Raw genomic sequence first — 15,116 nt, forward strand, 5'->3', positions numbered from 1 at the left:
GCTACGGCTACCCCCAGGCGCCCCAAGCACCGCAGGCGCCCCAGGCCCCCGCCTCGCCGCCCGGTTACGGCCAGCCGACCCCGCCTCCGGGTTACGGTCAGCAGCCCCCCTACGGGCAGGTCCCGGGCCAGCAGGCGCCGTACGGAGCACCGCCTCAGGGCGCTCCTCAGGGTGCCCCCCAGGGCCCCGGTGTGGCCGCCGCGCTCCAGCAGTTCAAGGAGACGCCCACCGGCCAGCGCTGGACGCAGCAGAACAAGAAGCTGGTCCGCGTCGACCTCGGCATCGGCGGCCAGCCCGTGCTCGCCCGACAGGGCAGCATGGTGCTCTACCAGGGCAAGGTCGACTTCAGTTACAAGGGCGCCGGATTCTCCGGCCGGATCGTGGGCAACGCGACCGGCCAGGAGATGCAGCTGATGCGCTGTACCGGCCAGGGCCAGGTGTTCCTCGCCGAGAACTCCACGATGCTGCACCCCATCGAGCTCCAGGGCGACGGCATCTGCGTCTCCGCGGAGAACGTCCTCGCCTTCGACGAGAGCCTTCAGTACGAGGTCCGTCGCATCGAGGGCCACGGCATCCCCGGCGGCGCGCTGTTCACGATGCAGTTCACCGGCACCGGCACGATCGTCGTGAAGACGCACGGCACGCCCGTGGTGCTCCCGGTCACGCCCACGACGTTCGCCGACGCCAACGCCGTGGTCGCCTGGTCGTCCGCGGCCCAGGTGATCGTCTCCAGCCAGGTACGCATGCGTCGCAACGCCTACCCCGGCGACACCGGAGAGAGCGTCAACCTCCAGTTCCGGGCCGCTCCCGGCAACTTCATCGTCGTCCAGCCGTACGAGATCTGAGGGAGCCCGTCATGAACCAGCCACTCGCGGGCTTCGCCCCCGCACCCGTCTCCGCCCGCATGGAGAACCACGGCAACCACATGGCGAAGATCGCCATGCAGACCGGGAACGACCTCTTCGCGCGCGTGGGCTCGATGGTCGCCTACGAGGGCTTCGTCCAGTACGAGCCCAACCCGCCGGCCGTCCGCCAGATCGCCAAGGACTGGATGACCGGTGAGGGCGCGCCCCTGATGAAGTGCTCCGGCGACGGACTGCTCTACCTCGCCGACTACGGCGCCAACGTCGTCGTCATCAACCTCAACGGCGACGGGATCTCCGTCAACGCCACCAACCTGCTCGCCTTCGACGCGCATCTGACGTGGGGCGTCGAGCGGGTGAAGGGCCTGGCGAAGTTCGCCGGACAGGGCCTGTGGAACACCAAGATCTCCGGGCAGGGCTGGGTCGCGCTGACCTCCCGGGGCAAGCCGATCGTCGTGGACTGTGGCGGTGGCGAGGACGAGACGTACGTCGACCCCGACGCGCTCGTCGCCTGGTCGCCCAACCTCAAGGTGAAGGGCAAGCGCAGCTTCAAGGCGCAGTCGCTCATCGGCCGGGGCAGCGGCGAGGCCTACCAGATGGCCTTCTCCGGCCAGGGCATCGTCGTCGTCCAGCCCAGCGAGGACAGCACCGACCGTCTCCGGGTCCGGGGCTGAGGGGGAGCCAGAACGCCATGCAGAGTCCGCTTTTCGCCTACAACGACCAGCAGACCCAGGACCGCTGGAGCCTGCAGAACAAGCAGATGCTCCGCGTCGCCCTGGAGGGCCACGACGACATCCTCGCCCGCAAGGGCACGATGGTCGCCTACCAGGGCCTGGTCGAGTTCGACGCCGAATACCAGAGCAACCAGCAGGGACGCGCGCGTGCCCGCACCGGTGAGGGCCTCGACCTGATGCGCTGCCACGGGCAGGGCACGGTCTACCTCGCCAACCTCAAGCAGCACGTGCACCTGGTGGACGTGGAGCAGGACGGGCTGACCGTCGACAGCAGCTATGTGCTGGCGATGGACTCCTCGCTGCATCACGAGGTCATCGCCGTGGACAGCCTCTACGGCATCTCCGGCTCCGGGAAGTACCAGCTCAACATCACCGGCCGTGGCAAGGTCGCCCTCATGACCTCCGGCATGCCGCTGATGATGCAGGTGACGCCCGACAAGTACGTCAACTGCGACGCCGACGCGATCGTCGCCTGGTCGACCAGCCTGCGCGTGCAGATGCAGTCCCAGACGCACTCCTCGGGGGTGTGGCGGCGCCGTGGCAACACCGGTGAGGGCTGGGAGCTCAGCTTCATGGGCAGCGGCTACGCGATCGTGCAGCCCAGCGAGCTGCTGCCGCCGCAGAACGCCCAGATCGGCTCCGGCCTCGCCGCCCAGTACGGCATGGGGCAGCAGGGGGCCCGGGGGCAGAACCAGGGCAACGTCTGGAGCTGACCGTCCGGAGAACAGACGTAAGGGGCGACCGCCATGGCAGTCGCCCCTTACGCATGCGCGAAGGTCACAGCCGCGCCCGCGTCGCCTCCAGCAGTCGTACGACGGACTCGTCGGCCACGTCCGCCACCTCGTCGTAGGCGAACCAGCGCACGTCCAACGACTCGTCGCTGATCGCATGCTCGGCGTCCGGCGGCGCCAGAACGGCGTATTGCACGTCGAAGTGCCAGTTGCAGGGCGCCGGGATCGGATGCCGGTCGAGCCGCACCGGGCCGCCCGGCAGCAGCGACAGGCCGGTGATGCCGGACTCCTCCGTGGCCTCGCGCAGGGCCGCGGCCGTCAGGGAGGAGTCCTGCGCCTCGCAGTGACCGCCCATCTGCAGCCACATACGCAGCTTCTTGTGGAGGGTCAGCAGCACACGCTCGCGAGACGGGTCGATCACCAAGGCACTCGCCGTGATGTGCCCGGCCTCGCAGGCTTTCCACATGCCGTCCGGATGAGCGGCGAGATGGTCCAGGTAGGCCTGGCGCAGGTCTCCCTGGTCCTCGTAACCCTTCAGCACGAGGACCGCGTCGTCGTACAGGCTCACTCGGTCTCGTCGCCCTTGGAGTCGTCCTCGGTGGCGTCGCCCTTCTTCAGGTCCGGCTTCCCGCTGGAGCCGCCCGCCGCCTCGCCGAGCATCTTGTCCAGCTCGGAGAAGTCGATCTGCTCACGGTGCACGAAGCCGTCGGGGTCGTCCAGGTCGGTGGCCGTCGGCAGCATGTCCGGGTGGTGCCACAGGGCGTCACGGCCGTCGACACCGCGCGCGTCCGTGAGCGAGGCCCACAGCCGGGAGGCGTCCCGCAGGCGGCGCGGGCGCAGCTCCAGGCCGATCAGCGTGGCGAACGTCTGCTCAGCGGGACCACCCGAGGCACGGCGCCGGCGCAGCGTCTCACGCAGCGCGTCCGCGGACGACAGGCGCGGCTTCGCGGCGGCGTGCACCACCGCGTCCACCCAGCCCTCGACGAGCGCCAGAGCCGTCTCCAGACGGGCCAGGGCGGCCTTCTGCTCCGGGGTGTCCTCCGGCTGGAACATGCCCTGCTGGAGGGCGTCCTGGAGCTGCTCCGGGTTCTGCGGGTCGAACTGGCCGACCACGTCCTCCAGCTTGGCGGTGTCGACCTTGATCCCGCGCGCGTACCCGTCGACCGCGCCGAACAGGTGCGAGCGAAGCCACGGCACATGCGCGAACAGGCGCTGGTGGGCGGCCTCGCGCAGGGCGAGATACAGCCGCACCTCCTCCTTCGGCACGCCCAGGTCCTTGCCGAACGTCTCGATGTTGATCGGCAGCAGCGCGGCCTTGCCGACCGGTCCGAGCGGCAGACCGATGTCGGTGGACCCCATGACCTCGCCCGCGAGCACACCGACGGCCTGTCCGATCTGCGTACCGAACATGGCGCCGCCCATCGAGCGCATCATGCCGATCAGCGGGCCGGCCATGGCCTGCATCTCCTCCGGCAGGACGTCGCCCATCGCGGTGCCGACGCGCTCGGCGACCGGGTCGACGAGCTCCTGCCACGCGGGCAGCGTCGCCTCGACCCACTCCGCGCGGGACCACGCCACCGCGGAGCCCGCGCCGGACGGCAGGGACGTCGCGTCGTCGAGCCACAGGTCGGCCAGGCGAACGGCCTCCTGGACGGCGGTGCGCTCGGCGGGGCCGACGCTCGCGTCCTTGGTGCCGTCCGCGGTGCCCTGGGAGACGGTCTGGCGGGCGATCTGCTTGGCCATGTCCCAGTTCACCGGGCCGCCCTCATAGGAGAGCATCTGCCCCAGCTGCTGGAACGCGGCTCCCAGGTCGGTGGGGTTCAGCGAACCGAACATGGCAGCGAACGGATTGTCCGCGCCGGGGCCGCCCAAGCCCCCGGCACCGGGCAGCCCGCCGAAACCGAACGGGTTGGCCGGACCCTGACCACCACCGCTCTGCTGGTCCTTCTTCTTGCCCTCGTCGCCGTCGTCCGGCTCCTCCGGCGGAAGGCCGAATCCGAATGGGGTGTCACTCACGGGATTCCTCGGCTGGTAAGGCCACCGGCTGGCACCGGCGGCGCGGCTGCCCGATAACACCACCCAGCGTAGACACCGCGAGCCGATCGGGCCTCGGTGCTTCGCCGACTCTTGGCCTGCGGCAGGATGGATGCCACCTGGTACGTACGCGTCACTCGCGCTCGTACTGAAGACAACCGCTGGAGACGCCCGGTGAGTTCCCCTGATCCGCAGGTTCGCGCAGCGCGAAACCAGTCAACCCCATCCGCGCGCGGTGTGCGCGGTCCCGTCGTCGCGGTGACCGGTGCCGCGTCCGGCATCGGCGCGCTGCTCACGGAGCGGCTCGTCGCGTCCGACGAGGTCAAGCAGGTCATCGCCATCGACGAGCGGCGCGGTGAGTGCGCGGCGGCGCAGTGGCACATCCTGGACGTGCGGGATCCGGCCATCGCGGACAAGCTGCGGGGCGCCGACGTCGTCGTCCACCTGGCGCTCGACCTCGATCTGGAGACCGATCCCGCCGCCCGGACGGCATACAACGTTCGAGGGACGCAGACCGTGCTGACGGCCGCGGCGGCGGCCGGGATCCACCGGGTCGTGCTGTGCACCTCCGCGATGGTCTACGGCGCGCTGCCGGACAACGAGCTGCCGCTGTCCGAGGACGCCGAGCTGCGGGCCACGGCGGAGGCCACCGGGGTCGGGGACCTGCTGGAGATCGAGCGCCTCGCGCGAAGGGCGCCGCGGGCCCACCCCGGACTCAATGTCACCGTCGTTCGGCCCGCGGTCCTGGTCGGTGGCACCGACACCGCGCTGACCAGGTACTTCGAGTCACCTCGGCTGCTGGTCGTCGCCGGTTCGCGGCCCGCCTGGCAGTTCTGCCATGTCGAGGATCTGTGCAGTGCCCTGGAGTACGCCGTCCTGGAGAAGGTCGACGGAGATCTCGCCGTCGGATGCGACGGGTGGCTGGAGCAGGAGGAGGTCGAGGAGCTCAGCGGCATCCGGCGCATGGAGCTGCCGTCGGCGGTCGCGCTGGGCGCCGCGGCCCGGCTGCACCGGATCGGACTGACCCCCTCTCCGGCCGGCGACCTGGCCTACACGATGTATCCCTGGGTGGTGAGCGGGAGCCGGCTCCATGACGCGGGGTGGCGGCCGCAGTGGACCAATGAGGAAGTGCTCGCGGAGCTGCTGGAAGAGGTCTCCGGCCGGCACACCGTCGCCGGGCGGCGGCTCGGGCGCAAGGACGCGACGGCGGCCGGTGCGGCGGGAGCGACGGTGGCCCTGCTGGGCGCCGCGGCCGTGGTGCGGCGGGCCCGGAAGGCGCGACGGCGGATCTGAGCGGGTGCGGCCCCGCGACGGCGGGCAGGAGCCCCGCGCATGTAGGAGGCTCCAAACCCGTACGCGCGTGTGCCGGGCGATGACGCTATTTCCCGTCCCCACGCGCGTGGGGCACGATGGGGCCATGGCACCTACCAACGATCACCCCGGTGAGCAGGGCGCTCAGGACCCCGTCAAGCTCATCGGCATCCGTGAGACGGCCCTCTCCCTGGACGAGGTCTTCCGGGCCGTCGGGGACGACGCCGCCGGGGGGACCGCCTTGTTCGTGGGGACCGTGCGCAACCACGATGGGGGTGCCGACGTCGACGAGCTCGGCTACTCCTGCCACCCCAGCGCCGAGGCCGAGATGCGGCGGGTCGCCGAGAAGGTCGTCGCCGAGTACCCGGTGCGGGCGCTCGCGGCCGTGCACCGCGTAGGGGACCTGAGGGTCGGGGATCTCGCCGTCGTCGTGGCCGTCTCCTGCCCCCATCGCGGCGAGGCCTTCGAGGCCTGCCGCAAGCTGATCGACGACCTCAAGCACGAGGTGCCCATCTGGAAGCACCAGAAGTTCTCCGACGGGACGGAGGAGTGGGTCGGCGCCTGCTGAGCGCGTCACCCGACAGAGCCGCCCCGACAGGTGGCCGAACAGCCCCGCCCAACAGGCGTGCCGGAACAGGCTCGCAGCACCCGTCCACCCCACCCGGGTTGCGTAACCGCACCCCTGGCATGAGCGTTGTCAGTGCCAGTGGTTAATCTGCTGATCAGTCAGTTTGCGGTCGCTCAATGGGGACAGGAGGACGGCATGGCGGCGCTCGCCTGGTTGCTGATTCCGCTTGTGGCTGCGGTCTGTGCCGGTCTGTGGGGAAGCTGGGCCAACCGCACCCGCAAGACGCGGGGTGACGGGCCGGAGCTCGACGGCTATGCCCGTTTCCGAGCGGCCATGGAGAAGCCCTCATCCCGCACATGATCACGGGGACCGGCGCGGCCCTGACGGAGCACGGTCAGACGGCCCTGACGGGGCACTGACAGGACTGTCACGTACTGTCGTGGCATGCCACGCCGCACCGCGACGATGCTCGCCTCCACCCTGATGCTGATCGCGCTCCTGTGCGCGGGAGTCTTCATCCCCGTGCCGTACGCGGAGATGTCCCCGGGGCCGACGGTGAACACGCTCGGCGATCATGACGGCGAGCCGGTGCTGCAGATCTCCGGCCACAAGACCTACCCGGCCTCCGGACACCTCAACATGACGACCGTCCGGGTCACCGGCGCCGACTACAAGATGAACCTGGTGGAGGCCGTCTACGGATGGCTCGCGCACGACAACAAGGTCGTGCCGCACGACACCCTCTACCCGGACGGCAAGACCGAGGAGCAGTCCACCCAGGAGAACGCCGAGGAGTTCAGCCAGTCCCAGGAGAGCGCCAAGGTCGCCGCCCTGGAGGCGCTGGACATCCCGGTGCAGAGCTGGGTGATCGTCTCGACCGTCGTCAAGGGCACGCCGGCCGAGGGCAGGCTCCACGCCGGTGACGTCATCAAGAGCGTCGACGAAACGGCGGTGAAGGAACCCGGCGACGTCGCCAAGCTGGTGACCAAGCACAAGCCCGGCGAGGACGTCGTCTTCACGATCGTGCCGGCCAAGGAGCAGGCGGCCGCGGAGAAGGAGCGCAGGACGCCGACGAAGACCGAGAAGGTCACCATCAGGACCGCGCAGTCCGACGACAGCGGCGAGAAGCGCGCCATCGTCGGGATCTCCGCCGGGACCGACCACACCTTCCCGTTCACCATCGACATCAAGCTCGCCGACGTCGGCGGCCCCAGCGCCGGCCTCATGTTCGCGCTCGGGCTCTACGACAAGCTCACCCCGGGCGACCTCACCGGGGGCAAGTTCGTCGCCGGCACCGGAACCATCGACGACGAGGGCAAGGTCGGGCCCATCGGCGGCATCGAGATGAAGACCATCGCCGCCCGCGACAAGGGCGCCCAGTACTTCCTCACACCGGCCGACAACTGCGCGACCGCCGCCAGGGACGTCCCCGACGGGCTCACCCTGGTCAAGGTCGGCACCATCGACGACGCCCTCGGTGCCCTGAAGGACATCCGCTCCGGCGACACCGCCGGCCTGCCGAAGTGCACGGCCAAGAGCTGAGCGAGAGGCCTTGAGCACAAGGCAGTGGGGGCGCCCTTCAAACCCAAGGGCGCCCCCACTGCCGTAGCCAAGGGCGTCCCACCGCCCCACGAGCTCCGACGTCGTACCGGAAGAACTCAGTCCTCGAACGTCGCCGCCAGCGCCTCCGCCAGACCCGGGATCAGGTCCGGGCCGGTGAGGACCTCGGTCGGGGTGTCCTTCTCGCGCAGGCGCAGGGCCGATTCGCGGGCGCCGTCGCGCAGCACCGCGACCGTCATGCGGACCTCCTGGCGGTCGGGGTGGTCCGCCACCCACTTCGCGAGCTTGGCGTCACTCAGGCCCTGCGGGACCTGCGCCTCGGCGGACGGGGGCAGCATGAGACGCTCGACGGTGAGCGCGCAGCCGACCACCGCGTCGGGCCAGGCGATGGTGCCGAGGAACTCATCGAGCGCCTTGCCCGTTTCAATCTCGTCCTGCTCGATCGGGGTCAGGCCGGAGGACTCCTGCTCGTCCCCCAGGCCGAGCTGGGCGGCAAGGCCGGGTTCCTGGGCCCGCAGCCGTGCGGTGTCTACGAGGGCGAAGAGGCGGGCGGGCTGGTCCCAGCCGAGGCCGGAGGCGTACTCGTCGATCTCGAGAACGGCCCGGGTGAGCGGGCTCGCCGCCATGGGAGTGTTGGACATGGTCACAATCCTCTCTCGTTCCTGGGCGGAATCGGGAACTGAGTAAACGGTGAGTAAGTTGCATAGGTGTGGGCCCGCGATCACGGGGGGCCACGGAGGGTCCACGAAGACGCGGGCCTGACGGATCAACAGCGAACCTCGGGGTGCGAACCTTGGCTTTCCAGATGCCGGACCGCGGCGGAGGCCCGACCGGGCCACGGATCAGAGTGGGCCGCCCGTCCCGGCGTGTCCGGACGCTGCTCATGACACTGGGCGTCCTCGCCGTCCTCGGCATGGCCTTCACCATGTTCGCGGGCTTCTGGACGGACTGGCTCTGGTATCGGTCCGTGAACTACTCGTCGGTGTTCACGACCACGCTGTGGACGAAGATCGGACTCTTCTTCGTCTTCGGTCTGCTGATGGCCCTCGCGGTCGGCTTCAACATCTGGCTGGCGCACCGGCTGCGCCCGCCGCTGAGCGCCATGTCGATGGAGCAGCAGAGCCTCGACCGCTACCGCATGGGCATCGCGCCGTACAAGAAGTGGCTGCTGCTCGCGATCACCGCCCTGGTCGGTCTGATCGCCGGCGCCTCCGCGTCCAGCCAGTGGCGCACCTGGCTGATGTGGGTCAACGGCGTGCCCTTCGGTGAGAAGGACCCCCAGTTCCACCTCGACGTCGGCTTCTACGCCTTCGACCTGCCCTGGTACCGGTTCCTGCTCGGTTTCGGCTTCGCCGCCGCGATCCTCTCCGTGATCGCCGCCGCGCTCACCCACTACCTGTACGGCGGGCTGCGCATCACCAGCCCGGGCGCCCGTGCCACCGCAGCGGCCACCGGTCATCTGTCGGTCCTCATCGGCATCTTCGTCGCCCTGAAGGCGGTCGCCTACTGGCTCGACCGGTACGGGCTCGCGGTGAAGTCCAGCGACTTCAAGGCCACCGACAACTGGACGGGCCTCAGGTACGTCGACGCCAACGCCTATCTGCCGGCCAAGACGATCCTGTTCTGCATCGCCGTCATCTGCGCCCTGCTGTTCTTCGCCACCCTGTGGCGGCGCACCTGGCAGCTGCCCGTCATCGGCTTCGGCCTGATGGTGCTCTCGGCGATCCTGATCGGCGGCCTGTACCCGGCGATCGTCCAGAAGTTCCAGGTCCAGCCCAACGAGCAGGCCAAGGAAGCCCCGTACGTCGAGAAGAACCTCAAGGCGACGCGCGACGCGTACGGCATCGACGGCACCCAGGTCACCGAGTACCCGGGCACCAGCAAGACCGAGGACAAGACCCAGCTGCGCGACGACGTGGATGCCACGGCGAGCATCCGGATCATGGACCCGAACATCGTCTCGCCGACCTTCCAGCAGCTCCAGCAGATCAGGAACTACTACGCGTTCCCGACCAACCTGGACGTCGACCGGTACAACAAGGACGGCAAGGACCAGGACACGGTCATCGGTCTGCGTGAGATCAATCTCAACGGCATTCCGAAGCGGAACTGGATCAACGACCACTTCCGCTACACCCACGGCTACGGCGTGGTCGCCGCCGAGGGCACCAACGCCGACTCCCAGGGCCGGCCGGACTTCACCGAGTCCGACCTGCCGTCCAAGGGCGACCTCGGGACGTACGAGCAGCGGGTCTACTACGGCGAGAAGACCACCATGTACTCGATCGTCGGCGGTCCCCAGAAGGAGATCGACTACTCCGACGACAGCGGTGAGAAGACCTACAGCTACAAGGCCGACAGCGGCGTCAGCCTCTCCAACCCGGTCAACCGGGCCGCGTACGCGGTGGCGTTCGGCGAGCCGCAGATCCTGTACTCCGGTGCGATCGGCGACGGTTCGCGCATCCTGTACAACCGCACGCCCAAGGAGCGCGTCGAGGCGGTCGCCCCGTGGCTGACCATCGACGGCGACGCCTACCCGGCGGTGGTGGACGGCCGTATCCAGTGGATCGTCGACGCGTACACGACGACGAACGGCTACCCGTACTCCTCGCGCACGACCCTCGGTGACACGACGGCGGACTCGCTGACCGCGACCAACGACCAGCGGGCGGTCGTGGCCCAGCAGAACCAGGTCAACTACATCCGCAACTCGGTGAAGGCGACCGTCGACGCCTACACCGGCGAGGTCAAGCTCTACCAGTGGGACACCAAGGATCCGGTCCTGAAGACCTGGATGAAGGCGTTCCCCGGCACGGTGGAGTCGAAGAGCGAGATCTCGAAGTCGCTGATGGCCCATCTGCGCTACCCGCAGGACCTGTTCAAGGTCCAGCGCGAGCTGCTCACCCGCTACCACGTGAAGGACGCGACGACGTTCCTCAGCGGCAGCGAGGTCTGGCAGGTGCCGGACGACCCGACCAACAAGTCGGGCAGCGCGGTGCCGCCGTACTACCTGAGCATGAAGATGCCCGATCAGCAGGCCCAGGCGTTCTCGCTGACGACGACGTTCACACCGAACGGCCGGGACAACCTCAGCGCCTTCATGGCCGTCGACGCCGAGGCGGGCACCAGTGACTACGGCAAGATCAGAGTTCTGAAACTGCCGACCAACACCACGGTCAACGGACCCAGTCAGGTCCAGAGCCAGTTCAACTCCGAACAGAACATCGCCGAGACCATCAGGCTGCTGAGAGGCGGCGACTCGGAGGTCGAGTACGGCAATCTGCTGGCGGTCCCGCTGGACGGCGGACTGCTCTATGTGGAGCCGGTCTACGTACGCGGTGGCGGACTGAAGTACCCGCTGCTGCGGAAGGTGTTGGTCTCCTACGGAGGTACCACCGCCTTCGAGGACACCCTCGGGGAGGCGCTCAACAAGGTCTTCGGAGCCGAGGGCCCGACCACCGAGCCACCGGACGAGGGCGACGAGGACGGCGGCGGGACGACACCTCCGCCGACGTCCAGCAACCCGAACGTCCAGGAGGCGCTCAACGACGCCCAGAAGGCCTTCGAGGCCGGCCAGGAAGCCCTGAAGAAGGGCGACTGGGAGGCGTACGGCCGGGCGCAGGAGGACCTCGAGGACGCGCTGAAGCGGGCCGAGGACGCCCAGGCCCAGGCGGACAAGACCGGCGGCAACGGTGGCGGCAGTGGCGGCGGCGCGAGCCCGAGTTCGAGTCCGAGCCCGTCCGGCAGTCCCACCAGCGGATAGCGGCCGACGGTTGATCGAATAGCCCACCCCGCGCCGTGATACGGTTGCTGAACAACGGCGCGGGGTGGAGCAGCTCGGTAGCTCGCTGGGCTCATAACCCAGAGGTCGCAGGTTCAAATCCTGTCCCCGCTACTGAAGTCGGCGAACATTTCGTACGACAGCGAAGGCCCGGATCCTCCAGAGGATCCGGGCCTTCGTGGTGTGCGAACGCATGTGCAGGGCAGAGGGACGGTCGTGCCGCCGTGGGGAGTTGGGAGAACTGTGTTTGACTTGTCTCTCTGTGGGCATGTCGACAAAACGCTGAAGTGACCTCACTGGCTGCGGTATACCAGGTGTACCCAGGTTGCAGGTGGTGCGACGATGGACGTTATGGGGGACAAGGCAACTCTGTTGGAGACAGGGCGGTTTGTGCGGCCTGCCGACTTTGTGCAGCCGACGGGCGATTTGGCGCGTCCGACGGACGGTGCCTCGCAGCCGGTGGGCGATTTCCCGCAGCCGGAGGGCGAGCTCGCCCTCGACCGGCCGACGGACCCGGACGAGACCGGCGCGGCGGCCGACGAGGCGCGGCAGCTGCTCGCCGCCGAGGCCGGTGACGTGGAGGCGATGAGCGTCCTCGGGGCCATGCTGCTGCGCCGTGGCGACCTCGACGGAGCCGAGCCCCATCTGCGTGCCGCCACCGCCGCGGGCGACCGGGCCGCGGCCAACAACCTGGGAGTCCTTCTTCACCAGCGCGGATATGCCGACGACGCCGCCGGATGGTGGCGGATCGCCGCCGTCGCGGGGTCGGCCGCGGCCGCGCACGCGCTGGGACGCCATCACCGTGAGCGGGGCGACGAGCCCGCCGCCGAGTACTGGCTGCGGCAGTCCGCCGAGCAGGGACACGCGCTGGGCGCCTACGCGCTCGCCGATCTGCTGGAGCACCGCAGCGACGACGGGGCCGAGCAGTGGATGCGGGCCGCGGCCGAGCGCGGGCACCGGGAGGCGGCGTACCGGCTGGCGCGTGCGCTGGACCGGCAGGCGGTACGCACGGGCGAGGAGGGGGCCGACAACGGTGTCGCGTCGAGCGAGCCGCTGCTGGACGAGGCCGCGCAGTGGTACCGGCAGGCCGCCGCGCGCGGGCACCGCAGGGCCGCGCTGCACCTCGGGACGATCCTCGAGAAGCGCGGGGAGCTCAAGGAGGCCGGGCGCTGGTACCTGACGTCCGCCAAGGACGGGGAGGCGCGCGCCGCCTGTGCGCTCGGGTTCCTGCTGAGGGACGCGGGCGACACCGAGAGTGCCGCCGTGTGGTGGCTGCGGGCCGCGCAGGACGGCGACGGCAACGCCGCGAACGCGCTGGGCGCGCTGCACGCCGAGCGCGGCGAGACGCAGACCGCCGAGCGCTGGTACCGGGCCGCGATGGACGCCGGCGATGTGAACGGCGCGTACAACCTCGGGCTGCTCTGCGCCGAGCAGGGCCGTACCGCACAGGCCGAGCAGTGGTACCGGCGGGCGGCGTACGCCGGGCATCGCGAGGCCGCGAACGCGCTCGCGATCCTGCTGCTCCAGGGCGGGGACGCGACGGGGGCCGAGCCGTGGTTCTCCAAGGCCGCGGAGGCCGGCAGCGTGGACGCCGCGTTCAACCTGGGGATCCTGCACGCCGGGCGGGGCGAGGAGCGGGCCGCGCTGCGGTGGTACGAGCGTGCCGCGGCCGCCGGGCACACGGAGGCGGCGCTCCAGGTCGGGATCGCGCGGCTGCGGGACGGCGACGAGCACGCCGCCGAGCGGCATCTGCGGCGCGCAGCCGGGGCCGGGAGCGGCGAGGCGGCGTATCGGCTGGCGACCGTGCTGGACGCTCGTCGGCCGCCGGAGCCCGCGCATGAGCTCGGGGAGACGGTGCACGAGAAGACGGAGTGCGAGGAGTGGTACGAGCGGGCGGCCTCGCAAGGGCATCGGCGTGCGCAGGTGCGGGTGGGGATGCTCGCGGCGGCTCGGGGCGATGTGGTGGAGGCGGCTCGGTGGTACCGGGAGGCCGCGGAGGCCGGGTCGCGGAACGGGGCGTTCAATCTGGGGCTGCTGTTGGCTCGGGAGGGGAGTGAGCCGGAGGCGGCGGTGTGGTGGACGCGGGCGGCGGAAGCCGGGCATGGGCGGTCGGCGTTGCGGCTCGCTCTGGTCTACGCGCGTCGGGGGGAGCTGGCGGAGGGGCAGCGGTGGGCTGATCGGGCGGTGGTGTCGGGGCCGCGGGAGGTTGCGGAGCGGGCGGCGCGGTTGCGGGACGCTCTGCGGGAGGAGTTGTCGGCGTGACCTTGTCGTGGCGCCGGGCTTTTCGCCCCCGCCGCCCCTACCCGTCCCATCCTGTGAAGGGGCTCCGCCCCTTCGACCCCGCCAGGGGGCTGCGCCCCCTGGACCCCCATCGGCCTTCGGNAAGGTGCCTGGCCGGGCTGGAAGTAAGCGATTTGCTCTGCCTGCACTGTTGACGTAGTGTTGCGTTCACCGACGCGGGGTGGAGCAGCTCGGTAGCTCGCTGGGCTCATAACCCAGAGGTCGCAGGTTCAAATCCTGTCCCCGCTACTGAAGGCCTGGGGCCGGAATCCGTGAGGGTTCCGGCCCCAGGTGCGTTTACCGAGAGGGTGCGTGGCCCACTGCCTCCTCGTACAGGGAGCGCTTCACGGTCTGTGACTCCGGTAGTGGGGTTCCCTCTGCCACGCCCTGGGCCTCGTAGGCCGACTGGAGCCGGGTCGTCGTGCCGGAGCGGATTTCCCAGTCCATGCGGAGGGATGGGGTGGACTGGAGGATGGTCCGGTCCGACTTCAGGAGTTTGGCGAGGTATGTGACGAAGGTCGCATCCTGCTTGTAGTCCGAGGCGAAGTACGAGTTCACCGTGCGGATGTAGGCCCTCAGGAGTGCGACGCCGGCGTCGATGTCGTCCTGGAGCAGGGTGCGGCCGTAGAGCATGCCGCCCAGCGGTTCGCCCTGGGGCTGGCCGCCGAGGAAGGCGTAGCCCTGGCGGCCGTCCACCTTGCGCCAGACCGGGTCCAGGAGCCAGGCGGAGTCGACGCCACCGTTCTGCAGGGCCGTGAGGACGTCGGCCGAGCCGAGTTGCTGGTACTGGATGTCGGCCAGGCCGCCGCCGTGCTGCTCCAGCGCCTTCTCCATCGGGTACGCGATCACCGAGCCCTTGCCGATCATCGTGCCCAGCCTGCGGCCCGCCATGGCGACGTGGTCGGCGCTCTCGCCCTCCTTCAGGCGCACCCACAGGCCGCTCTTCGACCTGGGGTCGGGGGAGAAGTTCGCCGCGACCCACTTGATGTCGAAGCCGCCTTTGATGCCGTTCATGACGGCCGCCTCCGGGGCCGCCCACAGGGCGTCGATGTCCCCTTTGGCCAGCAGGGGCAGTGCGTCCGGGGTCGGGAGGACCTTGAGCTCGACGTCGAGGCCCTCCTTCTTGAACTCGCCCTTGTCGAGGGCGACCTGTAGGGGCGCCACGTACTCGGCGCTCAGTGTTCCCGTCGCGATCGTCAGCTTGCGGGGCTCCGTCAGCGGTTGCGGGGGAGGGGAGCCGGGGAGGCAGCGGGC

At 69.9% G+C, this 15,116-nt stretch carries 13 protein-coding genes and 2 tRNA genes; 11 read left to right on the top strand and 4 right to left on the bottom strand.

Going from position 1 to position 15,116, the window contains the following annotated elements; genetic code table 11:
• From L0P92_RS33770 to L0P92_RS33780, 3 genes are all read left to right on the top strand, one after another.
• On the top strand, positions 1 to 845 hold an 845-nt coding region (locus L0P92_RS33770; RefSeq protein WP_234766862.1), incomplete at its 5' end, for an AIM24 family protein.
• Between the two features lie 11 nt (positions 846 to 856).
• Positions 857 to 1,537 (top strand): AIM24 family protein, encoded by a 681-nt coding sequence (locus tag L0P92_RS33775; RefSeq protein WP_234766863.1) that lies wholly within the window; start codon positions 857 to 859, stop codon positions 1,535 to 1,537.
• Between the two features lie 17 nt (positions 1,538 to 1,554).
• A complete protein-coding gene (locus L0P92_RS33780; RefSeq protein WP_234766864.1) occupies positions 1,555 to 2,310 on the top strand; it encodes an AIM24 family protein in 756 nt (251 codons plus the stop codon).
• Between the two features lie 64 nt (positions 2,311 to 2,374).
• Here L0P92_RS33780 and L0P92_RS33785 read toward each other — a convergent pair whose 3' ends face one another.
• Together L0P92_RS33785 and L0P92_RS33790 are read right to left on the bottom strand one after the other, a co-directional pair.
• Complete coding sequence (locus L0P92_RS33785) at positions 2,375 to 2,896, bottom strand: NUDIX hydrolase (protein ID WP_234766865.1); 522 nt, start codon at positions 2,894 to 2,896, stop codon at positions 2,375 to 2,377.
• Entirely contained in the window at positions 2,893 to 4,344 is a 1,452-nt protein-coding gene (locus L0P92_RS33790) for a zinc-dependent metalloprotease (RefSeq protein WP_234766866.1), read from the bottom strand. The genes L0P92_RS33785 and L0P92_RS33790 overlap by 4 nt, the downstream gene beginning before the upstream one ends.
• Before the next feature lie 192 nt (positions 4,345 to 4,536).
• Here L0P92_RS33790 and L0P92_RS33795 point away from each other — a divergent pair, with 192 nt between their 5' ends.
• From L0P92_RS33795 to L0P92_RS33810, 4 genes are all read left to right on the top strand, one after another.
• Positions 4,537 to 5,655, top strand: a complete 1,119-nt coding sequence (locus L0P92_RS33795; RefSeq protein ID WP_234766867.1) for an SDR family oxidoreductase — start codon at positions 4,537 to 4,539, stop codon at positions 5,653 to 5,655.
• 124 nt (positions 5,656 to 5,779) lie between these two features.
• A complete protein-coding gene (locus L0P92_RS33800) occupies positions 5,780 to 6,241 on the top strand; it encodes a molybdenum cofactor biosynthesis protein MoaE (protein ID WP_234766868.1) in 462 nt (153 codons plus the stop codon).
• A gap of 195 nt (positions 6,242 to 6,436) precedes the next feature.
• Positions 6,437 to 6,601: a hypothetical protein gene (locus L0P92_RS33805; RefSeq protein WP_234766869.1), complete on the top strand. Its 165-nt coding sequence runs from the start codon at positions 6,437 to 6,439 to the stop codon at positions 6,599 to 6,601.
• Positions 6,602 to 6,685: 84 nt separating this feature from the next.
• On the top strand, positions 6,686 to 7,783 hold the full coding sequence (locus L0P92_RS33810) for a YlbL family protein (RefSeq protein ID WP_234766870.1): 1,098 nt from the start codon (positions 6,686 to 6,688) through the stop codon (positions 7,781 to 7,783).
• A gap of 116 nt (positions 7,784 to 7,899) precedes the next feature.
• Here the strand turns inward: L0P92_RS33810 and L0P92_RS33815 are convergent, their stop codons facing one another.
• Complete coding sequence (locus L0P92_RS33815) at positions 7,900 to 8,442, bottom strand: PPA1309 family protein (RefSeq protein WP_234766871.1); 543 nt, start codon at positions 8,440 to 8,442, stop codon at positions 7,900 to 7,902.
• 164 nt (positions 8,443 to 8,606) lie between these two features.
• On the opposite strand from L0P92_RS33815, the gene L0P92_RS33820 reads away from it, so the two are divergent.
• From L0P92_RS33820 to L0P92_RS33835, 4 genes are all read left to right on the top strand, one after another.
• Positions 8,607 to 11,564, top strand: a complete 2,958-nt coding sequence (locus L0P92_RS33820; protein WP_234766874.1) for a UPF0182 family membrane protein — start codon at positions 8,607 to 8,609, stop codon at positions 11,562 to 11,564.
• A 58-nt stretch (positions 11,565 to 11,622) separates the two neighbouring features.
• Positions 11,623 to 11,696 (top strand) — tRNA-Met (locus L0P92_RS33825).
• Positions 11,697 to 11,924: 228 nt separating this feature from the next.
• Positions 11,925 to 13,844 (top strand): tetratricopeptide repeat protein, encoded by a 1,920-nt coding sequence (locus L0P92_RS33830; protein ID WP_234766872.1) that lies wholly within the window; start codon positions 11,925 to 11,927, stop codon positions 13,842 to 13,844.
• Positions 13,845 to 14,037: 193 nt separating this feature from the next.
• Positions 14,038 to 14,111, top strand: a tRNA-Met gene (locus L0P92_RS33835).
• A 48-nt stretch (positions 14,112 to 14,159) separates the two neighbouring features.
• Here L0P92_RS33835 and L0P92_RS33840 read toward each other — a convergent pair.
• The coding region (locus L0P92_RS33840) for an ABC transporter substrate-binding protein (protein ID WP_234766873.1) at positions 14,160 to 15,116 on the bottom strand (957 nt) is incomplete at its 5' end.

The sequence above is a fragment of the Streptomyces muensis genome (assembly GCF_021474425.1).
Lineage (GTDB): Bacteria > Actinomycetota > Actinomycetes > Streptomycetales > Streptomycetaceae > Streptomyces > Streptomyces muensis.